The sequence below is a fragment of the Rhodococcus sp. IEGM 1302 genome (assembly GCF_030056935.1).
Classification (GTDB): Bacteria; Actinomycetota; Actinomycetes; order Mycobacteriales; family Mycobacteriaceae; genus Rhodococcus_F; species Rhodococcus_F qingshengii.
In genome coordinates this window covers 309,022-332,197 of the sequence record NZ_JASHKY010000001.1, presented here as the reverse complement: position 1 = coordinate 332,197, position 23,176 = coordinate 309,022, and the positions used below count along the sequence as shown (strand labels likewise).

General features: G+C 63.2%; 19 protein-coding genes. 9 read left to right on the top strand and 10 right to left on the bottom strand.

The features are described from left to right. Positions 1-27: 27 nt before the first annotated feature. Entirely contained in the window at positions 28-693 is a 666-nt protein-coding gene (locus QM609_RS01570) for a YoaK family protein (protein ID WP_003943143.1), read from the bottom strand. A 14-nt stretch (positions 694-707) separates the two neighbouring features. Then, on the bottom strand, positions 708-2,261 hold the full coding sequence (locus QM609_RS01565; RefSeq protein ID WP_050654984.1) for an MBL fold metallo-hydrolase: 1,554 nt from the start codon (positions 2,259-2,261) through the stop codon (positions 708-710). A 244-nt stretch (positions 2,262-2,505) separates the two neighbouring features. On the opposite strand from QM609_RS01565, the gene QM609_RS01560 reads away from it, so the two are divergent. Next, the gene (locus QM609_RS01560) at positions 2,506-3,483 is read left to right on the top strand and encodes an ABC transporter substrate-binding protein (RefSeq protein ID WP_050654983.1); all 978 of its coding nucleotides are present in this window, start codon (positions 2,506-2,508) and stop codon (positions 3,481-3,483) included. Between the two features lie 33 nt (positions 3,484-3,516). Here QM609_RS01560 and QM609_RS01555 read toward each other — a convergent pair whose 3' ends face one another. Both QM609_RS01555 and QM609_RS01550 read right to left on the bottom strand, forming a co-directional pair. Beyond that, entirely contained in the window at positions 3,517-4,002 is a 486-nt protein-coding gene (locus tag QM609_RS01555) for a hypothetical protein (protein ID WP_050654982.1), read from the bottom strand. Between the two features lie 71 nt (positions 4,003-4,073). Then, a complete protein-coding gene (locus QM609_RS01550; protein ID WP_050654981.1) occupies positions 4,074-4,952 on the bottom strand; it encodes an alpha/beta fold hydrolase in 879 nt (292 codons plus the stop codon). Positions 4,953-5,050: 98 nt separating this feature from the next. Here QM609_RS01550 and QM609_RS01545 point away from each other — a divergent pair, with 98 nt between their 5' ends. After that, the gene (locus QM609_RS01545) at positions 5,051-7,009 is read left to right on the top strand and encodes an AfsR/SARP family transcriptional regulator (protein ID WP_050654980.1); all 1,959 of its coding nucleotides are present in this window, start codon (positions 5,051-5,053) and stop codon (positions 7,007-7,009) included. Positions 7,010-7,013: 4 nt separating this feature from the next. Here the strand turns inward: QM609_RS01545 and QM609_RS01540 are convergent, their stop codons facing one another. The 4 genes from QM609_RS01540 to QM609_RS01525 form a co-directional block, all read right to left on the bottom strand. Continuing rightward, positions 7,014-8,588, bottom strand: a complete 1,575-nt coding sequence (locus QM609_RS01540; protein WP_050654979.1) for a carboxylesterase/lipase family protein — start codon at positions 8,586-8,588, stop codon at positions 7,014-7,016. Between the two features lie 25 nt (positions 8,589-8,613). Further along, positions 8,614-9,291, bottom strand: coding sequence for a GAP family protein (locus QM609_RS01535; protein WP_050655034.1), 678 nt, complete (start codon positions 9,289-9,291; stop codon positions 8,614-8,616). Positions 9,292-9,365: 74 nt separating this feature from the next. Continuing rightward, positions 9,366-11,060, bottom strand: coding sequence for a sensor histidine kinase (locus QM609_RS01530; RefSeq protein WP_050654978.1), 1,695 nt, complete (start codon positions 11,058-11,060; stop codon positions 9,366-9,368). Further along, positions 11,057-11,716 carry a response regulator gene (locus tag QM609_RS01525; protein ID WP_050654977.1) on the bottom strand — a complete coding sequence of 220 codons (660 nt, stop codon included), beginning with the start codon at positions 11,714-11,716 and terminating at the stop codon, positions 11,057-11,059. Before QM609_RS01525 ends, QM609_RS01530 begins: the two co-directional genes overlap by 4 nt. 173 nt (positions 11,717-11,889) lie before the next feature. On the opposite strand from QM609_RS01525, the gene QM609_RS01520 reads away from it, so the two are divergent. From QM609_RS01520 to QM609_RS01510, 3 genes are all read left to right on the top strand, one after another. Further along, positions 11,890-13,335, top strand: coding sequence for an MFS transporter (locus tag QM609_RS01520; RefSeq protein WP_050654976.1), 1,446 nt, complete (start codon positions 11,890-11,892; stop codon positions 13,333-13,335). Positions 13,336-13,411: 76 nt separating this feature from the next. Next, positions 13,412-16,807 carry an ATP-binding protein gene (locus QM609_RS01515; protein ID WP_007730236.1) on the top strand — a complete coding sequence of 1,132 codons (3,396 nt, stop codon included), beginning with the start codon at positions 13,412-13,414 and terminating at the stop codon, positions 16,805-16,807. A gap of 118 nt (positions 16,808-16,925) precedes the next feature. Next, the gene (locus QM609_RS01510; RefSeq protein WP_050654975.1) at positions 16,926-18,311 is read left to right on the top strand and encodes an FAD-binding oxidoreductase; all 1,386 of its coding nucleotides are present in this window, start codon (positions 16,926-16,928) and stop codon (positions 18,309-18,311) included. Here QM609_RS01510 and QM609_RS01505 read toward each other — a convergent pair. Next, positions 18,292-19,620 carry a diacylglycerol/lipid kinase family protein gene (locus tag QM609_RS01505; RefSeq protein WP_007730225.1) on the bottom strand — a complete coding sequence of 443 codons (1,329 nt, stop codon included), beginning with the start codon at positions 19,618-19,620 and terminating at the stop codon, positions 18,292-18,294. The genes QM609_RS01510 and QM609_RS01505 overlap by 20 nt on opposite strands. 140 nt (positions 19,621-19,760) lie before the next feature. Between QM609_RS01505 and QM609_RS01500 the strand changes: the two genes are divergently transcribed. From QM609_RS01500 to QM609_RS01485, 4 genes are read left to right on the top strand one after another with little or no spacing between them, the layout of a single operon-like run. Continuing rightward, entirely contained in the window at positions 19,761-20,195 is a 435-nt protein-coding gene (locus QM609_RS01500) for a hypothetical protein (RefSeq protein ID WP_007730223.1), read from the top strand. Then, entirely contained in the window at positions 20,192-20,455 is a 264-nt protein-coding gene (locus tag QM609_RS01495) for a hypothetical protein (RefSeq protein ID WP_007730221.1), read from the top strand. Before QM609_RS01500 ends, QM609_RS01495 begins: the two co-directional genes overlap by 4 nt. After that, the gene (locus QM609_RS01490) at positions 20,443-21,087 is read left to right on the top strand and encodes a TetR/AcrR family transcriptional regulator (RefSeq protein WP_007730219.1); all 645 of its coding nucleotides are present in this window, start codon (positions 20,443-20,445) and stop codon (positions 21,085-21,087) included. Before QM609_RS01495 ends, QM609_RS01490 begins: the two co-directional genes overlap by 13 nt. Before the next feature lie 10 nt (positions 21,088-21,097). Beyond that, positions 21,098-21,733, top strand: a complete 636-nt coding sequence (locus tag QM609_RS01485; protein WP_283336928.1) for a DUF5701 family protein — start codon at positions 21,098-21,100, stop codon at positions 21,731-21,733. On the opposite strand, the gene QM609_RS01480 is transcribed toward QM609_RS01485, so the two are convergent. Then, a complete protein-coding gene (locus QM609_RS01480; RefSeq protein WP_050654974.1) occupies positions 21,730-23,163 on the bottom strand; it encodes an amidase in 1,434 nt (477 codons plus the stop codon). The genes QM609_RS01485 and QM609_RS01480 overlap by 4 nt on opposite strands. Between the last annotated feature and the right edge of the window lie 13 nt (positions 23,164-23,176).

Sequence of the window (23,176 nt, the reverse complement as noted above, 5' to 3'; positions counted from 1 at the left end):
TACCCCCGGATTTGTGTCTGGCTCTTTCTACACCTTTGCCGGAGACGGGGGCGAGACCTGCCAGGCAACGGCGATCAGAACAACCGTGAACGCCGATGCGGGCCACAGAGCGTGAAGACCGATCCACCGATGAACGAGCGCACCGACCACCGCGCCCGCGATCAACCCCGCGCACATCCCGAAGTGCTGCAGCCACGCCCACTTCGGGCCACCCAGAAAGGCTCCGGTCAGACGCTGGCCCATCTTGACCAGCGCACCGGTCATGTACGTGACACCGATCGTCACCTCGCCGTCGCGCTGGAACACCGAGTTGACGGCTCCCATCGCCAAGGCCATCGCCGAGATCGCGCCGGGGGTGACGTCGAGGCTGCTCATCACCGAACCGATGGACAGCAGCCCGGCTACAACCGCGAGCACCGTGACCTTGCGAGCCCGGACCGAATAGCGCTCCGTGAAGTGGGTGACGACGGTTCCCAGCGCGATTCCCAGGAGGAAGAGCACGATGATTCCGCCGGCAACTCTCGCGGTCGACCACACCCCGTCGGCAAATGCGACGCTCGCCTGCGTCATGTTGCCGCTCATGAACGAAACGAAAGGCCCACCGAGCGTGATGAATCCGAGCGCGTCGACGTAACCGGCCAACCCGGCGAGCGCTGTCGCCAGGCCGATGAGCGACCTGCTGTATCCCGTCACCCGACGAGCTCGGTTCAGCTCAGCTTGCTGGTGCGCAGCTCGTGGCCCTTGGACGTCTTGCAGCGGCCGGTCTCGAGATCCCACTGCCAGCCGTGCAGATCGCAGGTGAGGTTGGTGCCGTCGACGACACCGAACTTCGACAGGTCCGCCTTGAGGTGTGGGCAACGACGCTGAATCTCGTACCCGCCCAACTCGATAGACGCGCTGTCGTCGTGGGCCTCGGCGAACCAGCCGTCGGCGTACGCGATGCGCTCGTCGGTGAGGCACTTGAAGAACGTGTAGAGGAATTCGTTGTACCCACCGATGCGCCACGCCGTGAAGCGTGTCGACAGGAAGATGGTGTTGACCCAGTCGGGCTCGTCGTCACGCAGAACGGTGCGAACCAGTTCGGGAGCGATGCGGAAGCCGTAGCGGTACTTGCCTTCTCCGTCGATGGGCTCACGAACGATCCGCTTCGGGAAGTCGAGGACGACCGTCTCCTCTCCCATCACGAGTCCGACGGGGTAGCCGATTCCGTCGCAGATCAGATCGGACTGAGCCATGATCGGCTCGAACTTGGCCTTGAGACCGTCGAGCAGCGGCTCGCCTTCGGCCGGCGCCCACGTGGCCTTCTGCGCGGCGATGACCGGTGCCATCTTCTGCGCCATCTTCTCGATGTACTCGGCCTTGTTCGAGAAGATCCTGTCGACGTCCGCGTCCGGGATGGGATGCGTCAGTGCGACCTTCTCGCTTCCGCGAAGTTCGACGGCCGAGCCGGGGATCATCAGCAGACCACGATCGTTGCCGTTGATGCGCATCTGCTCGAGGAACGTGATCTGGTCGGGGAAGATGTTTCCCTCGTCGCCGTGATCGTCGTTGAGGTAACGCAGGTCGTCGTCGAGGAAGACCGGCGGGCCGGCCGACGGGACAACCCAGGCAGCGTCGACCTGGGAGATGTAGTTGCGGCAGCGGTCCATGCCGCGCTGACGCTTCTGCTTGCCGAAGTTGCGCTTGGTGCCCTTCGGGATGTCGTAGACCATCGGGTACCAGATCGCGCCCGAGTACTGCAGCAGATGGATGTCGACCTTCCCGAAGGCGTCGGTCAGCGGGTCCAGGTCGACGGGCCTGGCGTCGTTCATGTTGAAACAGGTGGTTTCCCCGTCCGAGACGACGAGGCCCGAGTCACCGATCGGACCGTCCGCGGGAGCGCGCAGAGCGATGATCATGATGTCGAGATCGCCCTTGGGACCGCTGACGGTGTGCTTGACGGAGTCTTCCGTCTCGAAGAACTTGTGGAAGCCGAGCTTCTCGAGTTCACGCTTGAGGTCCGGCACCGGGTAATCGGGGAGCAGGACTGTGGCGTCCTTGTTGACGTGCGCGATCAGATTCTTCGGATCGAAGTGGTCCTTGTGCAGGTGCGAGACGTAGAGGTAGTCGCAGTTGCCCAGCGCGTCCCAGTCCAACTCTGTGTTGTCGGGGAACGGCACCCAGGACGCAAAATACGTCGGGGTCACCCATGGATCACACAGGATGGATCCGGCCTCGGTCTGGATGTGAAATCCTGCGTGGCCGACGCTGGTGATCTGCATTGCAACCTCCGAAATCGTACTGCTGGTCAACTCAGCATAGTCGGCGCGATCAGGGCCAAATCGCGATCGAGGAGGCGGCCGGTTGTGACGTCATGCACGTCAGAGGTCGAAAGTGGGTTGTGAATCAGACCTGCCGGTGACGCGGACAACACTCTCTGTGCTGGCGTGTTCGCCGTATTTCTTGGCGTTCGCGGGAGCTGTTTCAGCATTCCCGAAGACAGCCCCTAAGGCTAACCTAACAAGCATGACTCGACTCCTTTCTCCCTCCACGACCGATCGCGACTACTGGGCGATCGTGGACAACCTGACGCGACGCGGTTTCTTCGGCGTCGGCGCGGGCGTCGCTGCGGCCGCGTTTCTCGCCGCCTGCGGCAGCACGGAAAGTTCGACGCCCGAGAACGCGGAGACCTTCGAGTTCACGCGCGGCGACGAGAATCTGATCATTCCGACGGACCCGCAGAACGTCGTTGCCCTCGACCCGCGGGACGGCCTCGAATTGTCGATCCTCGCCGGATACCCGGTGACCGCCTACCCGACCGGCGCAGCCGAACACCTACGCCGTGAGGTCCCGGATGCCACGGGTGTCGAGATCTTCGCCGAAGGTGCTTCCGATCCCAACTTCGAATACATCTCGACTCTCGGCGCAGACCTTCTCGTCCTCAGCGCCGGCTGGTGGGACACTGGGTCGTACGGCAACGACCGGATGCAGCAGATCGCACCGGTCCTGCCCGTCGGCAAGGACTTCACCCCGGAGTGGCGGAAGGTCATGTCGGACTTCCTCACCGGCATCGGGCGCAGCGATCGCGCCGAAGAAGTACTCGCCGAGTACGACGCCCATGTAGCTCAGGTCCGCCCGACCGTCGAACCGCTGATGGCCGGCAAGAAGGTTGCCTTCGTCGCCGCCGCGGAGGATCAGATCGCGTGGTTCCAGAACGATTTCCGCACCGCCGTCGCCGAGGACCTGGGATTCGAGGTGCTCCGTGAAGGCCCCGACCTTCGCGTGATGCTCGGATCGGAGCAGTTCAACCGTCTCGAAGAAGCCGACGTCATCTTCGCCTTGGATCGCAGCGCCTCCGGCAGCGTGTACACCTCGCCGACGTGGCAGCGTCTGCCCGCCGCGCAGGCTGGTCGAGTGATTCCCTTCGACTACTACAAGGCCGCGGGATACGCCTTGACCGCCAAGGTTCTCGTCGACGACTTGGCGGCCGGGGTCAAGCGGTAGAACCCGACCTTCGTCAACCCGACGGGGCCCCGATCATTCGGCACCGGCGGCTCGTCCTGTCACGCGGTCCCGAAACTCGCGGAACGCTTGGAAACCACCGGTGAGCGCCCGCGCCAGTTCCTCGGCGCTGTCGACCCAGACGACGTCCTCCAACTCGGAAACGTCGTCGGGCTCGTGATTGCGCTGGGGAACGAGAAACGTCGGGTCACCCTGGGGGTTGACGATCAGGAACCCAGCCGCCGAGCAGAGGTCGTAGACGAACGCGCACTCGGCAGGCGACAGCGTCGCGTGGAAGATTCCACCACTGAGTGGATCGCTCTGCTCGAGCGAGTCGAGATGAAGGTCGGAGAAGGCCCCGTCGATCGTCAATGCCCTGTCGTCACGGTCGACGATCTCGCCTCCGTACGGGCTCTCGACCACGCGCAGCCCCTGCTGATCGAGGAAAGCGGCGACCGCCGCCCGATCAACATCGAGTTGCACGTCCTTCGTCACCCGCATGAAGTGCAGCGAGAAACCCATCGATCCCCCTCGTCCATTCGCGACGCACGTGATGCGCTCGCCAGTACCTCGACAGCCGAGAAGCGTCAAAACTACCTCTCGAGTAGGGTCCGGATCGCCTCGACCACTTCGGCAGGCGCCTCTTCTGCCATGAAGTGACCTGCGGACAGCGTGCGGTGCTCGAGATCGGGCGCCCACGCTTTCCACAGGGCCTCGGCGTCGTAGCCGAGCATCGAGCCCCAGTCCTGCTGAATGACCGTGACCGGCATGTGCAGTTGGTTGCCCGCCTCCCGATCGGACTGATCGTGTTCGATGTCGATGCCTGCCGACGCCCGGTAATCGGCAACGATCGACGGCACCGCCTCCCGTGAGGCGCGCAGGTATTCCGCCCGCACGTCTACCGGAATCGCTTCGCGGTTCTGCGTCCACACGTCGAGAAAGTACTCGAAGAACGCGTCGGCGCTGGCGCTGATCATCTGCTCGGGAAGACCAGGTGGCTGAGCCATGAGATAGAGATGGAACGCCACAGCAGCATTCGATCCATGCAGGATGTCCCACATATCCAGGGTGGGGAGCACGTCCAGCGAGCCGAGTTGCGTGATCACATCCGGATGATCCAGCCCCGATCTGACGGCAACCAGTGCGCCACGATCGTGGCCGACGAGGGCAAACTTCTCGTGTCCCAATTTCCTCGCCACCTCGACGATGTCGGCAGCCATTGTTCGTTTGGAGTAGGTGTCCGGGTTTTCCTCGACCGGTTTGTCGCTGGCTCCGTATCCGCGGAGATCCGGGCAGATGACGGTGTGATCCGACGCCAAGGCAGTGGCTACGTGACGCCACATGAGGTGAGTCTGAGGGAAGCCGTGCAGAAGGACGAGTGGTGTTCCGCTTCCGCCGACCGCGACGTTGAGCCGCACTCCGTCTGCTGTGGAAATCTGCTGGTAGTCGAAGCCTGGAATGGTGATAGTCATCGATCGCTCTCGTTAGTCGGGGTGATGGCAGGTCGGGGTGATGGCAATCAGCTTCGCCGCAGTCGATGAGCGTTCGATGAGCGCGATAGCGTGGGGAAATGCGAGACCACACATTTGAAGCCCCGGCTTTCGGAGTGCTCGGACCCGTGGTCGCGTGGAACGAGTCTTCACACCAGATCGATCTGAAGGGTCCACGACACCGAGCGGTCCTCGCTCGTCTCGTCGTCGCCCGCGGCCGTGTTGTTCCCGTGGACGTGATTGTCGACGACCTCTGGGTCGATCCTCCGTCCGGCGCTACCAGCGCAATACGTACGTTCGTTTCCGCATTGAGGCGTGCGCTCGAACCGGATCGCGCGCCGCGAAAGAAGCCGAAAGTCATTGTCACCGAAGGGCCCGGTTACGCCTTTCATGCAGCACCCGACGCGGTCGACGCTTGGGAATTCGAAAGACTGGTGCGAGAAGCCGCAGATTCGACGCCGGCGCAATCACTCGAACTGCTCCGAACCGCGCTGCAGCTGTGGAGAGGGCCGGCCTACGCGGAGTTCGCCGACGAGCCTTGGGCCCGAACGGAGCGATCACGCTTGGAGGAACTGCGTCTGACTGCCGTCGAACGCTTGGCATCCGCGCAGCTCGATCTCGGGCGAGCTGCCGAAGCGATTCCCGATCTGGATGCCCACGTGACGGAACACCCTTGGCGCGAGGAGGGTTGGCGACTACTCGCTCTGGCACTGTACCGGTCCGATCGTCAAGGCGATGCTCTGGCAGTCCTACGTCGCGCACGGAAGTTACTCGCCGAAGAGTTGGGCATCGACCCTGGTCCACGACTGAACGACCTCGAGTCCGACATTCTCCGCCGGGAAACCCGCCTGGATCCTGTAGGGGCAGAACAGATCTTCAGTCAGGTTTCGGCAGCGTACGACCGGACCGTAGCGGCAGGATCGAAATCGAGATTGGAGTCAACCGTCGGCCTCCTCCGAAGTTTGGCAGTTGCGGGCGGAAGCGGACTCGAGACTGCCCGAAACCAACGACTGACAATCATCGGCGCCGCTGAACAATTGGACGACGTCGAACTCACCGCGCGGATCATCGGCAATTACGACGTGCCCGGGATCTGGACGCGATCCGACGATCCTCGGCAGGCTACGCAGATCGTCGAGGCCGCTCAGCGCACTCTCGATCGACTTCCGGCCGGCAACGAACCCGCTCGGGCGAGACTGTTGGCGACAATCGCACTCGAATCGCGCGGACTGCCCGGTCATCACGGTCTCGAATGTGCCCGTGCCGCAGTACAGATCGGTCGCGCTCTCGACGATCCAGGGCTCCTGGCCTTCGCTCTGAACGGATTGTTCATGCAGACGTTCTGGACTAACGGTCTGGCCTCCGAGCGCGACGACATCGGCCGTGAACTGGTCGACCTCGCCATTCGACACGGCCTGGCTACCTTCGAAATCCTCGGCCATCTGATCCGCATGCAAACCCTCAGCGCCCTTGGGCAATTCGATGCAGCCGAGCTACATGCCGAGACGGTTGATCGATTGGCCGGACGTCACGAACGCCCGTTGGCAGCGGTGTTCACCACCTGGTTTCGCGCTGTGCGTACTGCCGCTGCCGGCGCGGAGGCCGCGCACTGCGAGAAGCTGTACGAAGCTGCGGCGGTCAATCTTTCCGATGCCGGCATGCCGGGTCTCGCGGACGGCATACTCCCTCTCGCAATTCTCGCCCTCCGCGTATGGCGGGGACTGCCGGCGGTTTTCGACCCGACTACGCAGTGGGGCCCCTACGAACCCTGGGCCCGGCCACACCTGCTCATCGCACAGGGGCAGACGAACGAAGCAGCGAAGGCCGTCGAGGCATTGCCGGACCCGCCCGAAGACCTACTCTCCGAGGCACTGTGGTGCTTGACTGCCGCAGCGGCCACTGCAGTCGGCGACCATCGAGTCAAGGAGCGTGCGCGAGCGGCGCTCCTACCTGCCGCCGCCGAAATAGCCGGCGCCGGAAGCGGAATGCTCACCGTGGGACCCGTCTCGCACTACCTGGCCGAATTGGAGCAGGGCTGAACCGTCAGGTGAATGCAATCACCGTCTCACCCCACGCCTCCCGGATCTCGCGGTCGAGATCAGCGACGACGGCATCGCGTTTGTCGATCAACAGTGTCGAGCGTGTGTCGGTGTCGTAAGTGGGCCACCCCGGGTCCGCACCCAGTTCGCGATCGTCCCCGGCGTCGTAATCGCCTGCAGCTCTGGCAAAGTCCAACCACCTCGCCTGCATGCGCTCAGAGACATGACGCGCCGCGCTCAAGCCACCCAACTTGTAGGTGATGTCTCGTGCCCCGTGGTTGATGTTGCCGAAGACGTAGGCAAGTTCGGTGCCGTGGGTCGCACCGATCTTCAGCGCCTTGAGCATCGGCGGCGCGTAGTCGAAGCGATACAACCACGTCGGCGCAACCTTGCTGTGCGCTTCGGCGATCCACAACGTAGGCAGCCGGAATCCGAAATCACGGGTCAAACCGAGACCGGCGCCCAGCTTGGACAGTCCCGAATACGCGCCTTCGATTTGAGAATGATCCGGTAGCTCGAGTCCTGGATGATCGTCGGCGATCTCCGCGAACATCGACGTGATCACGACGGGATCGATCGGCATCAACGGCGACTTCATCATCCGGAAGAGCGAAGATTCGTCCTTGTTGGTTCCGATGATCAGCGGAATCGGGTGTGCATTGCCGTGACGGAACGCGCGCACCGGGTAGTCAGGGAGCAGATCACCGTCGACGATCGGCGCGAACGCCAAAGTGCCAGGCGTCTCCTGGGGGACGCGAGCAAACAGTTCGTCTGACGGCCCGATCAAGTCTTCGGCAGACGTGGACCGCAACAGACCCAGATCGCTTCCGCCGCTGAAGATCTCGAGAAACAGCTTCGCGACGATCTCACCACGTTCACTACCGTACACCGAAGTGGCGGGCGAACTTTCGGCAATAGCGCGATGAAACAGGCCGCGAGCGGACGGGACGGTCATCAGCGTCGTCACCGCGCCGCCACCTGCCGACTCGCCGAACAACGTCACTTTGTCGGGATCGCCACCGAAAGCCGCGATGTTGCCTTGAACCCATTGCAGCGCTGCAATCATGTCGCGGAGAGCGACATTGGGCTCGAAGGTATGTTCACTCGAATTGAAGGACGAGAAATCGACGAAGCCGAACACACCGATGCGGTAGTTGATCGAGACGACGACAACGTCGCCGTTCTCAGCCAATGTGGTTGCGTCGAAAAGTGGTTGGCTGGACGCTCCGCGGAAATACGCTCCGCCGTGAATCCAGACCATCACCGGTTTACCCGGCGCATCAGAACCGACAGGGCCCGGTGCCCACACGTTGAGGAACAGGCAGTCTTCGTCCATCGGAACGTTCTCACCGAGCGGGATCATCGCGAGTCGACTTTGCGGCTCACACGGTCCGAATTCTGTTGCGTCCTGGACCTCGGTCCATGGCTTCGGCGGAACCGGCGCGCGAAATCGCAGCGGACCGACCGGAGGTGCCGCGTAACGAATCCCCTTCCAACTCGACACCGAGCCTTTCGTCGATCCTCGAACCGGCCCGTACGTTGTCTCGACTACCGGCGCTTCGCTGGGTGTGATCGTCATTCGATTTCTCCTCGAAAACAAGTTGCTACTTCGACAGGGCTTCGACAACGTGCGAGAGTTCCAATGCTGCCAGCATCAGGAACAAAACGGTCATGATTGCTGCATTGTGGCTGATCAGAGTGCTTTTGGTGGCGCTCAGTGCATCGGTCACCTTCGCCGAGGGCACGGCAGCCAATGCTGACAGCACGATCAAGGCGATGGACGCCCCTACCGCGAACAGGACGGAGTACGCGATCACTGATACCCAGCCGAGGTGCCCGCCACCGATGATCGAACCTGCCTTGAGTTCGAGCGGCAGGTTCTTCGCGTTGGGTACGGTCAACAACAGTCCCAGAACCGCAGCTTTGGCCGGTTGCATCGAGTCGATCTGTGCCAGCCACGACGGCATCGCCGGCTCGGCATCGTCTTTCGGACGGCCACGCCAACTCGAGTACGCGAGCGCCAGAAAACCGACAGTGAACACGACGGCGAACACCGTCTGGACGGTATGCGCGCTGCCGCTGGACTTCGATTCCACTTCGGTGGTCGAGAGTGCCGTCGCTGCTGTGATCGCTGTCGCGGCCAGCACGATGCTCGCGGTGTACGCGAATGCATTTGCCTTCGCCCGAGTGGACAGCAGGATCGCGATGATCGCAACCAGAGGAATCGGGCTGATGACGACGCCGGTGGCGAGTGGGATGAGCTGCGCAGTAATCGATTCCATTTCTGCGACCGTACAAGCGGCCAATCCGGCCATTGGCGAAACGTTCGGCCTCCACGACATCGCCACTCACGGTGTCACAGAAGCACGGCTGTGAGGACCACCCGGTCTTCCTCTTCGACAAGTTCGAGGGACGTTACCGTACCGGCGAGCGATTCAAGCCCGATCCCTGAGTCCCGTGCCACCGGCATCCGACCCGGCGAACTGATCCGCACTACTACCGCCCGAGCATCGGCGAGTGTCACCTCGAGGAAGACGGGCCCTCCTGCACCGTGTTTCACGGCGTTGGTCAGTCCCTCCGACAGGATCTCCACCACGCTGTCGAGCCGAGCGGAGCCGGAACCGATCACCGCCCAGACTTCGTCGTCGACGTGACTGACGACCGGAATTGCGTAGCGCCACACCGTGACAAGATCATCGATACGCTTTCGGGCATCGGAGTCAGCCGGCTGATCGGATGACGCAGACAGGTCGCTTTCCAAGCCGTCGAGAATGTGGGCAATGGTTGCCGCAACATCGACCGGGCGACCGGCAACGGCGCCCGAAGACCATGCGGCCGCTACGAGTTCGCCCTGCACCGACGAGTGCAACAACCTGGCCAGTCCGCGTCGGGTGTGCATGAGCTCGGCATGGATACGAGCTGCATCGAGCGCTTGCCGGCTCAGGGCGCTGCGGAGTTGACGCTCCTCGTCCTGACGCTGCGTATCCGCAGCCCTGATCAGACAGACGGACAGCGCAACCAACGGGTAGACGGCCATCGACGAGAGATAGAAAGTCGGGGTACGGCCGAACACCGTCAGGAGCAGCCACGTCGCGGTACTGCTGATCAACGCACTCGCGCAGTACACCGCAGAAAGAGTCGCGATCCGTCTCAGAGGGCCGTCTCCGCTGCTGACAACTCGGCGAGCGCACGCATTGCCACCGACGAAGAGCCAGAAACCGACGCCGAGCTGGACCGCCGTGAACGTCACGCCGTAAGTCGTAAGCAGGTAGACGGTCACCAGTGCCGTGTACGCGAACACCGGTACGTACAGTGGCGCCGGTTCAACGCTGCGTACGACGCCGATCAGTCGATCTCTCGCCGTCAGCCGCACAGTCGGCGTCGGTGATTCGATCGGGGGAATCTCCCGGAACAGTCGATGACTCATCGGGCGAACCACGTCGTCGGAGATTCGCTTCAAGAGAGCTGCTCCTCGCACTCCCTCGAGTTCCGTTTCAGCAACCGCGTGCATGACCGTCTCGATACTGCGCTCGAGCTCTCGCCGACACTGCGCACGGGTTTGGCCGAGGCGGAATCGATCCCGGGTCTGTTGGAGTCGGACGGCGGCCCCGGCAACCTTCAAACTCCGTTGCAGCGCGAGGCGGTCACGGAGAGCGCTTACCAGTACGGCGGTCAACGACAAGAAGACAACGCTGCACACGACGTTGAGTGCCACACGGACGAGCATCGGTCTGGGGTCGACGGGGAGTTCGAGCGAGCGGGTGATCGCGTCGAGGACGAACGGGCGGATCGCGCCGACCACTGCGAACAGGGCCAGGGCTGCGAGCTGCGATCGGTGTGCTGCAAGAACAGCCCTCGCCATCAGCAGCATCACCCCGACAACGCAGTGGGTCGCGAAGGCGCCGACTGCCATCACGCCTACTTCGCGCACCCCGGTACACAGGTAGTAGTTGGCCATCACGGTCACCGCGAACGGCAGCGTCAGAATCCAGGACCACTTGGTGACGATGTTCCGATCACCGAGACGAAGCCACCACTCGCGCGGGTTCACACCGAGTCGGTCACTTCGGGCACACCGAAATGGCGGATGAAGATACTCGCAGCAAGCACTCGCGGATTGGTGGACGAATCGTGCGTCAATCCCAGGCTCTCGAGAGTGCGCGCGATGAGCTTCTCCACACCTCGGATCGAGGACCCACGATGCGCTGCGATTGCGCTGTTCGACCACCCGAGCGAGATGTAACGCAGAAGATCGAGCTGTGATCTGGTGAGGCTCGACAAGGCGGAGTCCGGATCACTCCCGAGCGTCGGTGGCTCGGTTTCCGTCAACGCGGCCTCCACTACGCCGATCAACTGATCCGCCGACTGGACAGCCGCCTTGTCCACGAACAACGATTTCGGCGGCACACCCGCAGAACCTGGCGCTGTCGATGCGTTGGGGTAGTTCGTCAGGAACACGATCGCGCAATGCGGAGCCTTCACGGTGACGATGTTCGCGAGATCGACGCCGTTCGGCCGCACGCCAAGGTCGATGTCCGTGACCAAGAGGTCAGGATCGAATCCGTCGAACTCCGTGAGCGCTTCGACCGCCGATCCGGCCGTATGGACCACGAACCCGGCGTGTGTGAGCGTGTCACCGACGAGCGCACGCATCAGTGGTTGGTCTTCCACCACCAACACCCGTCGCACCCACTGGCTGGTCTCCATGACCAGAGATTAACCGTTGGGAGAGTGCGTATTCGACCGAGCAGGTGGTGACGGATTCCGAGTAACACGGCAGTTATCAACCATGCGGGTTCCAAGCATTTCGCCCGATATGTCCCAAGCGTCGGAGCGCAGGGTGTTCCGAGTACACACCCCTTCGACCATCAGGACGGGCCATGACCGCACCGATCACCCCGAAGAACACCGCAGTACGACGAGCCACTCTGCTGGCAGTATGCGTGAGCACCGCAATGCTCATGCTCGACATCGCCGTCGTCAACACCGCCCTGCCGTCGATCGCATTCGATCTCGATACCGGAGTCAGCGCCCTGCAATGGGTGATCGACGCGTACACGCTGGCATTGGCGACGGTGGTTCTCAGCGCCGGATCGTGGGCAGACCGACGGGGTCGACGCCATGTTTTCGTCATCGGCATTCTGTGGTTCACCACGGCATCTCTGTTCTGCGCTCTGGCGCCGAACATCTGGGTGCTCGACCTCGCGCGGGCCGCTCAGGGTATCGGCGGTGCCGTACTCTTCGCCTGCTCACTTGCCTTGCTGGCGGACGTGTTCGAGAAGGGTCCCCAGCGCGCGACTGCTCTGGCTGCATACGGCGCCACGATCGGGGGCGCGTTTGCCGTCGGCCCACTGGTGGGCGGGTTGCTCACCGAGTTGTTGGATTGGCGCGCAATCTTTTTGATCAACGTTCCGATCGGGTTGATCACACTGGCGATGACGGTGCGGTGGGTTCCCGAGTCACGCGATCCTCGACCTCGCGGCGCGGACGTGCCCGGGCAGATTCTGGTGTCCACCGGCCTGGCAGCTCTGGTGTTCGGTTTGTTACGCGGTAACGAGGATGGGTGGTTCGAGCCGCAGCCGATGATCGCCGCGGTGATCGCCGCGGCCGCCATGATCGGTTTCTCCCTGCACGAGCTTCGTACCACCGAGCCCATGCTGCCCCCGCATCTGCTCGCCAATCGGGCCTTCGCCGGCGCGCAGATCGCAGCGTTCTCGATCTCCGCCTCCATGTTCGCGGTGTTCGTCTACACGACCATCTACCTGCAGAACGTGCTGCATCTGTCTCCCATGGACGCCGGCCTGGTGTATCTACCGGCGACGATAGCGATGTTCGTCGTCGCGGGCGCCACCGCGAAATTGGACGGGCGCATCCCCGTCTCGGTCTCGTTGACGTGCTCGCTTCTACTCGTCTCGGTGGGGCTGGTCATGATGACCGTCGTCGACGTGACCAGTTCGCCGTACGCGATACTTCCCGGATTTGTTGTCGCGTGCGTGGGGGCCGGGGTGTTCAACCCCGTCATGAGTGGGTTGGTTCTGGGCGAAAGCACTTCGAACCATTCCGGATTGGCCGCAGGGATCAACGACGCGTTCCGGCAGACCGGCATCGCAGTCGGGGTTGCCGTGCTCGGCGCCTTCCTTCCGGCGCAGTCGATGCTGCCCGGCGGACCACCGGACGACTTCGTCGGTGGACTTCGGTTGGCACTGTTTGTCGCAGCCTTCATCGCAGCTCTCGGTTCGTTGGTCTGTGCGGCGACGCTGCGCACTACCAGCGTCAACCAGACTCTTTCCGAGGAATCCGAGCAGATGTTGACGAGAACTAGTTGACCGTTTTGTCCTGCATGTATGAATTTCGCTCCTTAGAATCGAACCGTCCTGCGTCCGCAGGTACGAGGGGAAACGGATGATCTATCGACTGCTCGGGCCGTTGGAGGTCGCACGGGGTCCGGCGACGAGCGACGTGATCGATCTGGGCCCTCGAAAACAACGAACGGTCCTTGCCGTTCTACTGCTCAACCGTGGTCGCGTCGTCTCCACCGACCGGCTGATCGATGCTCTCTGGCACGACGACGCACCGGCGAGTGCGATGGCAAGCATCCAGGCGTACATCTCCAACCTGCGCCGAGCGCTACGCGTCGAAACCGGTACGGCGTCACCGATAGTGCGTCAATCGCCTGGCTATGTCCTCGAGGTCGCTCCGGCAGACGTCGATCTGTCGGTGTTTCTCGACGACGCCGAAACGGCGCGACAACACGCTGAGAACGAACGGTGGCAGGAGGCTTTGACGACCGCTGACCGTGCCCTCGCCTCGGTCCGGGGGCAGCTTCTGGACGACCTGAACGACGCGCACTGGGTGGAGGTGGAAGCCGCAGCCTTCGAGGAAGTGCGGACCGAGTGCCGGGAGACCCGAATAACGGCGCTTCTGGCTCTGGGGCGCCTGGCACCCGCGCTGGTCGAAGCTGCTCAACTCTGTAGCGAGTACCCGTTCCGCGACCGGACCTGCTGGCTGCGAATGGTTGCCCTGCATCGGGCGGGCAGGTCACCGGAAGCGTTGGAACAGTTTCGATTACACGCGTCTCGGCTCGACGCCGAGCTGGGACTGGAGCCCGGCGGGGAGCTGACAGCATTGCAAGGCGCGATCCTGCGCCACGAACCCGGCCTGGCCGCCTGGCCGCGCACTCCGGGATGGACGGGGGCCGAACAAGTTTCGGTCCCGGCTTCTCCCCCAGCCGTAGCAGCGATGCCCGAGACGGATTCCTCACGCTTGTTCGTCGGGCGCGACGCTCAGACGATTGTCGCCGACAAGATGCTCGACGACGTTCGCCGTGGCTCGCCTCGCTGGTTGATCTTGACCGGCCCCGCCGGCATCGGCAAGACACGATTCGCCGAGGAGTGTTCGTCGAGAACAACGTCCATTCGAGGAGCCACCGTCTGGGCACGTTGCCCGGAGGACGACGGAACGCCGCCGTGGTGGCCGATCCGCCGACTGGTTCGGGAACTCGGAGCCGACGCCGATTTCGTACTGACGCCGCCGACGGACATCGATCCGGACGAAGCGAGATTTGCCGTCTACGAACGGGTTCGCACCACCATCGAAGCTGCGGCGAAAGATGCACTGTTGACCGTCGTCATCGACGACATTCAATGGGCCGATCCCACGTCCCTTCGTTGCCTGACCTACCTGGTCGGCGCAATGACCAGTGCCAGAGTCTGGTTCGTGTCGACGCTCCGAGACTCGGAAGTCGGGCCGGCAGTGCGCAAGTTCGAAGAAGCCGTACTCCACGGCGAAGGAAACCGAACCATGATTGTGCCGGCGCTCGCGCAGGGCGAGGTTGCAACACTCGCAAGGTGCGTCTCCGGGGACACGCTCGACGACGCGGAGGCGCGAACCCTGGCGGAACGAACCGGCGGCAACCCGCTGTTCGTCTCGGAGTACGCCAGGCTTCCCCGGAACGAGCGACTGGGCGACGGCATCCCCGTCGCCGTTCGATCTGTCCTCGGTCGACGGCTTGCCGCAGTGGAACCGGCAGTGTTGCACGCTCTTCGGGTTGCCGCAGTTATCGGCGACGCCATCGAGGTGTACACACTGGCCGCAGCCACCCGTCTCGATGTCGACACTCTCGCCGACCATCTCGACGCGGCTGCTGATGAACGAATCATCGTCGCGGACTCGGCAAACGGCGGTTACGTCTTTGCTCACGGCCTTCTCCGAGACGAAGTCCTCGAAGCGATACCCACGCTTCGTCGCCAGCGGATACATGCCCGAGTTGCCGAAGTGCTCGAAAATTCCTCCGATCCGGACCGGCTGAGCCGCCGCGCGCAACATCTGATGTCAGCACTTCCCCTGGTCGATCCACTCGTCGTTCTGGAGGCATGCACGGCTGCAGCTCAGGATGCGACCGATCGGTGGAGTTCGGAGACCGCGGCCGAGTGGTGGGAGGCAGCTGTCCGCGCGTTCGACTTACTTCCGGTGTCCCAGCAATCCGCTGACGATCGGGACGACCTGCTGGTGGCCAGAGTCGAGGCCCTCGCCCGCGCAGGTCGAGGGCAGACAGTTCTCGACGTCGTCAATGCCGGTCTCCTCGAGGCTGTTCGGGAGGGGCGAACCTCCGCCGTCGGACGACTGGCAGGCGCATTACTTCGGGCCGCCGGTGCGTGGCCGTGGGTTTCCTACGGTACCGATCCGGGACCACTGCTCGAACGGCTCGCGGCGGTCGAGCCCTTGGTCGAGAACGACAGGTCAGCTCACGCACGGGTTCTTGCTGCGCTGGCGGTGGGAAGTTGCTACCACCCCGAAGCCGAGATCCCGAATCGATGGAGCGCCCGTGCTCTCGACATCGCCCGCGAACTCGACGATCCGGATGTGATCGCGGACGCGCTGCTCGGACGGATTCTGCTTTTCTCCGGAGTCGCGGTGCACAGCGCGGAGTCCATGCGCCTACTGCGCGAGCTTTTCGAACTGCCGCACCAACAATCGCGTGTCGACAGCGTCGTCGCACACGCCGTCGCGAGCATGACGGAGATGAATCTGGCCAATGTCGATGCCGCCGTCAAACACGTCAGGCAGGGGATCATCGGCTGCGAGCTACTGAGACTCCCGGTGGTTCGGGTCCAATTACGCTGGATGGAAGCAACTCTCGCCGAATGGTACGGAGACTTCGCGCAAGCCCGCCGGCAGTACGAGACGGCCAGGCAGATCCATCTGCAAACGGAGTTGTACACGGCTGGCAGCGCAGATCTGGCGTTCAACACTCTGGAATGGGAGCGAGGTGCGTTGGCAGAATCTGATCCCGGTGTCGTGGAACCTGATTCGTGGACCATCGCCATCGACGCCGCCCGAGGCGAGCGCGAGGCCACTTCCGAAGGCATCAAGAAGTGGCTGATCAATCGCGGGCCACAGACGTGGACGACATTGGGACACCAGACACTACTTGCACGCGTCGTGGCAGATCTGGAACTGGTCGAATACGCCGACACGTTCATCGACCTACTCTCGCCACACACCGGCTGCATCGCAACGGTGGGCCATGTCGGTGAACTGGGCTCGGTCGCCGAAGCCTCCGCGCGTCTGCACGCGCTTCTCGGTCACGTCGAGCAGGCATCGACTCTCCTGGATCAGGCCGAGAAGATCGCAACTGGCTCCGGCGGAGCACCAACACTGCTGCGCTGTCGACTGCTTCGGGCGCAGCTCCGAGAGCCGTCCGCCGAACGTGAACGGGAGCTGACGGAAGTGGCGGCCGAATCGGAGACACTCGGCATGCGGGGCGTAGCTGAACGAGCGCGATCGACATGGCCCTGAACTGCGAGAATGCGCTTGGATAAAACTTGGATCCGCTCGGGATACATACGTCAAGAACCACCCAAGCCTGTTCGGACATCCTTCCCTTGACCGAAAGACGGATGAGGAAAGGAAGACCATGAACCTTCAAACCCCCACGCTCGACGCCGCGGTCGAATCACTGCGCGCAGAGGTGACCGGCTCCGTTTCCCTGCCTGGCGAAACGGGATACGAGTTGGCGATTCCGTGGAATGCAGCGGTTCCCGTCGCGCCTGGCGCTGTGGTGGCAGTCGAGAGCGCGCAAGACATTGTCGCAACGGTGCGATTCGCGGCGAAGTTGGGTCTGCGCGTCGGTGTTCAGCGCACCGGCCACGGCGCGGTCCCTCTCGGCAGTGACGTTCTCCTCGTCCACACCGGCAGGCTCACGGAGTGCGTCGTCGACCCCGAAAACCGCACTGCCCGAATCGGCGCGGGCTTGATCTGGCAGGACGTCATCGACGCTGCCGCACCCCACGGCTTGGCGCCACTGGCAGGTTCTTCACCCACGGTCGGAGTCGCCGGCTTCCTCACCGGCGCCGGCATCGGCCCGATGGTGCGCACGTACGGGCTCTCGTCGGATCACGTTCGTTCGTTCGACATCGTCACCGGCAGTGGCGAACTCATTCATGTCACCCCCGACGAACATGCCGAATTGTTCTGGGGACTGCGCGGCGGCAAGGCCACACTGGGCATTGTCACAGCCATCGAGATCGACCTACTACCGGTCACCCACTTCTACGGCGGTGCACTCTATTTCGACGGCGCAGATGCAAGCGTGGTCGCGCACGCCTGGCTGGACTGGTGCGCCGACCTGCCTGAGCACAGCTCGACCTCTCTTGCCTTTCTGCAACTTCCACCCCTTCCACAGGTTCCGCCACCGCTGGCCGGCAGGCTCACCGTCGCGGTCAGATTCGCAAGTCTTGCCGAGGAATCCGATGCCAAGTCACTGATCGACCGAATCCGTTCAATCGCAACGCCCTTGATCGACGCAGTCGGTGTGCTGCCTTATGCCGCCCTCGGGGCAGTGCACGCCGATCCCGTCGACCCGATGCCGACGCACGAATCCACGGCATTGACCAACGAGCTGTCACACGAGGCCGTCGACGCATTGCTGGCCGCTGCCGGCCCCGGATCCGGTTCACCCCAAACCGTCGTCGAATTACGTCTCCTCGGGGGCGCCCTCGCACGGGAACCTGAGCACCGCAGCGCCTTCTGCCATCGGGACGCTGCCTTCTCGCTGTTCACCGTCGGAGTTCTTGCCCCACCGATGGTCGACGCGGTAGTCCCGCACGCCGAGACTCTCGGACGAACGATGGCGCCATGGACGAACGGGCATGCACTGCCCAACTTCGCGCCGAGCGTCGACCCGGAGAAGATCGCCCGCACCTACGACGAGGACACCGCTCACTGGCTGAGCGCTTTGGCGGACACGCATGATCCGCAGGGAGTCCTGGCCGTCGGTCAGGTCATGCGCTGGATCTCCTGAACTTCGCCAACTCTCGCAACCGGACCAGATCCCAGGCGTGCCGGGGTCGACGGATACCCGGTCGATCTCGGGGGACTCTGACCCTCAGCGCCTGCGGACTGACCGTGCACCTGACCGGAGTTGGCATCACCAGCGCCTCGCCGTCGACGCCGACCGGAATCTCGTCGGTGTCGGCGTCGACGATCACCTCGAATCCGGTGCCCTGAGCCAGACCGTGTTGATGCGCCCGATGGAGCAACCCGATGGCCTGACGGGCACTGCTGACGGAGATCGCGACGATTCCGAGAGTGCCCCGGTCCAATCGCGGCCGATGACCGAGCCCCGCCAGGTCGTTCATCTCGTACGGGCCGTTGCTGACCAGCACAGCCTGTGGACCCACCGCGGACACGCTCGGGGAGCGCGCAGTCAGCACCGCTCCGGCACGTCCGGCGAGGAGATCCGGGAGCATCTGCAAGAAAGTGCTGGTCTTGGCGTCGCGGTACTCCGGACTCTGGACTACCTCGGCGTACGCCCCGAACGATGCGTTGTTGACGAAAGTTCGACCGCCGACATTTCCCAGATCCACCGTGACCTCGACGCCGTCGACGAGCGCGTCGAGGCACCGAGATGGATCCTCGAGATCGAGCCCCAGATCCGCGGCGAAGTGGTTGCGCGTTCCCGCGCTGACGACGAGGAAGGGCAGGTCGTGTTCGGCCGCGACAGCAGCAACCAGTGCCTGTGTTCCGTCGCCACCGGCCACACCGAGTAGGTCGGCGCCGTCCGCGACCGCCTGCCTGGCCAAGGCCGTCACGTCGATCTTCTCGGGCCCCTCGAGCAGTGCGACCGTGGCCCCCAGTTCCTCGGCCTTGCGTTTCAAGTCGAACTTCTCGACCTTGCCACCACCGGAGTTCGGGTTCATCACGAAGAACGGCTTGACGGGCGGCGGTGCCGGTCGCTCGACAACCGGCAATTCCTTCTCCTCCCCCGCCAAGGCGGTGCGAGCGCAGATACCGGCTACCACGAACAACCCGATCGCGAGCAATACCACCCACAGGAGTCGTTCTCGGACCAGGAACGTGAGCACCACGATCGGGGTCAGTACCACCACCGCCAACGAGATCCAGCGGAGGAATCCGCGGGTGGTCAGAAACCAGTACACGGCCACGACGCACACGACCACCCCACCGATCCCCAGGATCAGCATGGTCAAGGCTTTCAGTCCGGCGAAGATCAGGAGCACCGCGACTGCAAGAACCAGGGCCGCGAAGGCTGCGCGCGCCAACCAACTCTGTTTCGACGAGGGCCGATCCGTGTGGGCAGAGGTCGTCATCGAGCCACCTCCCCGCGATTGTCATTTCGGCCGGTACTTCGACGCTATCCCTTCGAAGCAGGCCAGTCACCTACCGGCAAGAATCTCGCGATCGCGCACTGCTACTTTATGACGACACCTCGTCATAAAAAGGAGTAACCGTGACAACACCGACGTCCGAAGCGTGGGAATCCGCCGAAGGAACCCTGACCGGCCTTCGGAAAGCCGGACTCCACGGACTGCGTTGGACGGCCTGGTTGGCCGGCGCGACAGGTCTCGCGCAGTTGGTGTCGATCGGGCTGAACTTCACCGACACTGTCAGCGGAATCGTTCCGGCCACGTACCCGCCTGTAGATGTGGCGTGCAGCGTCGTCGCGCTCGTTCTTCTGGTCAGCCTGCTTGTCGGCCGCCCCAACGGTCCCGCGATGTTGTCGAGTCTCGCCCTCCTCATGGCCATGCTGATGGCGCCCACCCTTCACAAACACGCACCCGAGTCGCTCTGGCTGGCGGCGGCACACGCCGTCTCGGTCGTCGCCGTCATCACGCTGTCCGTGATGACTTCGCGGTTCTCCAGTGCCGAGTTGGATCGGTCGTGACACCGGATTCACCCCTCTCGCTTGCAGCTGAGGAATGGATCACTGATCTCACTACCGCGGAGATGGAGCGATTGCGCAAACGCACGACGCTCACACTCGCCGAAGAGCAAGAGGTCTGCCGATCCGTACGCTCGATCGCGCAGCAGATGATGCTCGCACCCGTCTCGATGTGGCAAGGTGATCCGCGCCTTGTTGCGGACCTGTTCGACCTCCCCGTGACCGTGAATCAGACCCAGGAGGATCGACCATGCCGAAGTTGACCGGTGGTGCGACAACCGCTGAGCACAAAATCGCCACCCGAGAAGCCATGTTGGACGCATTCATTCGCGAACTTCACGAGCAGGGTTGGCAAAACGTGAAGCTGCAGACCGTGGCCCAGGCGGCCGGCGTCTCGCGGACAGCGGTGTACAACTACTTCCCCGACAAATCCGCGTTACTGCTCGCCTGGTCCACACGCGAGATGGATAGATTCCTACTCCTGGCCGAGCGTGAACTCGCGGACCGCGAGAATCCTGTGGACCGACTCGAAATCCTCGTCAAACTGACACTCGTCGAGTTCTCACTGCAACGATTCACAGGAATCGCGTTGGTCGAATTGTTGTCAGCGCATGATCGCGAAATTTTCCTCGAACATATTGTCCCGCTGTCGGTTCTGGTCGAACAGCTCGTTCAGGAAGGTGTCGACGCCGGTGTCTTTGTCGATTCCGATGCTGCCGCATCCGCGCAACTCATCCTCGCCTGCGTGGAAAGCCGACGCCCGATGCTCATGGCCGGCGACCGAGTTGACGCCGTCGTAGCGACCACCGTCCCGTTCATCATGCGCGCGTTGGGCGTTGCGTGGCCGACTTCCCTCGCGGCCGAACCCTCCGATCGCTCTGCTCACGATCGGTAGGATCGCAGATATGCATTTCTACCTCCCGCCCATCGATCAGCAGGCCGAGCGATTGATCGAACTCGGTGTTCACGAGATGGCTGGACTTTCTGCCGGCGATGTCAGGGAGGCCGCAACCGGGCACGGTGATGTCGGACTACTCACCGTGCACGAAAAACTGGCTCCGGCTTCAGTTCTGACTCCGCTGCTCGAGCTCGAGAACAAGCGCGGATTCATAGTTGTCGACATGGCGGACGTCGATCTGTTCGCCCCCACCGAGCAGGCAACGCTGCCCGAAAGCCCATTACATCTGCTCAGTGGAGTCGACCGCGGGGATCACCTGGCCAACTGGAGCCCGGACGAAGCATTGCCCGCAATCGTCGACGCAGACCGTACGCCGCTGACGCTTACCGAAGGCATCCACTGGCTGTTGCAGCGCCCCGACATTCTCGAACGCGGAAAGTGTTTCATGACCATCGGCTCCCGACTGCGCAAACCTGACGGATCCTTCGACACCAGAACTCCCGCCGTGTGGATCAGCAACGGAACCGGTCGCGACGGCAAAGACAACCGCAACGCCCCGAAAGTCGGGTGGTGCTGGTGGGGTAACCGCCACACGTGGTTGGGGTTCGCATCGGCGAGCGACCGGGTACCGCTCCCGAACTAGAGCACGGTTGCGCGGTCGAATCGGTATCGATCCTTCCACGGCATCTCGGCCTCGAGCATTGCAGCGGCAGAAAGTAATTCCGCGTCGCAACCCCATTTCGCCGAGATCATGATGCCGAGTGGAACGCCGTCTTCCGTCCAACCGAGTGGCAGACTGATCGACGGGAAACCGGTTGCATTGGCGACGACGGTGTTTCCGGTGAAAGCGACCATGTCGATCAGTTCGGTCGCGGGGTCTTCGTCGTTGCGCAACTCCCCGATCGCAAGCGGCGGCTTCGTCACAGTCGGAGTGACAACAAGGTCGGCGTCGGCGTAGTCGAGACTCCATCGTCGCGCCCAGGCCTGAACAATTCCGATTGCCGCGGCCAGCTCACCCGAAGGCACCTCGTTTGCTTGAACTCGCAAGTGTTGCACTATCGGACGCAGAAGGTATTCGTACTCCTCCGGGATCGGCTTGGTTCCCGCCAAAGACGAGAACATCTTGACGAAAGCATCGATGAAAATGTCATCGCGAGCCTGCGGTCGCTCGAACACGTTGTGGCCCAAACCCTCCAGCACAGACCCAACCTTCGATACAGCAGCCGAGAGCTGCGCATCCACAGCTCCGCCGGAGACCGATCCGTGAGCAAGAGCGACGGTCAAGGGGCGGGCCTGAACTCCCCCAGCCTGTACGACGAACTCTTCGAACGACTTCGGCCGAGGCGGGTGGATAGTTCCGGCGCCGGGTCGCGTCGCCAGAACGTCCAGCAGCGCAGCGGTATCGCGAACTGTCCGGGCGATCGGCCCCTTGCTCGCAAATCCGAAGTTGTCATGCCCCGCCACGCCCATCGTGATCAAACCGCGGCTCGGCTTGAGGCCAACGACTCCGCACGTACTTGCCGGCGAACGCAACGAACCGGCGGTGTCACTTCCCTGTGCAAACGGCACCAGACCAGCGCCGACGGCGGCAGCAGCGCCGCCACTGCTGCCGGCGGCACTCCGCGTGCGATCGAACGGGCTGCGAGCAGGCGGAGCGACTTCCGGCTCGGTGTAACAGGCTGCCCCGAACTCGGGCACCGTCGTCTTACCGATGTCGATCAACCCACCTTCTCGGATCGCCTCGACGATCTCGTCGTCAGCGTCCGGCACGAAGTCGCGAAAGAGCGCCGATCCGAAGGTCGTGCGAATGCCGCGCGTTGCGTCGAGGTCTTTGATTGCCGTCGGAACGCCGAACAGACGCGGAAGGGGCCCGGCGTCCCGCTCGTCCAACCTGCGCTGCGCTTGTTCGGCGAGGGCGACAGCGTGCTCCCCGGCGATCGTCGTGAAGGCGCCGACGTCATCGGCAGTGGTCGCACGGTCGACGAAGTACCTGGTGACTTCGGGAATCGAGACCTGCTTGGCGGCGATCACACCGGCAAGTTCGACGGCAGACAGTTGATGGAGATCGGTCATCGGGCAGCGCTCC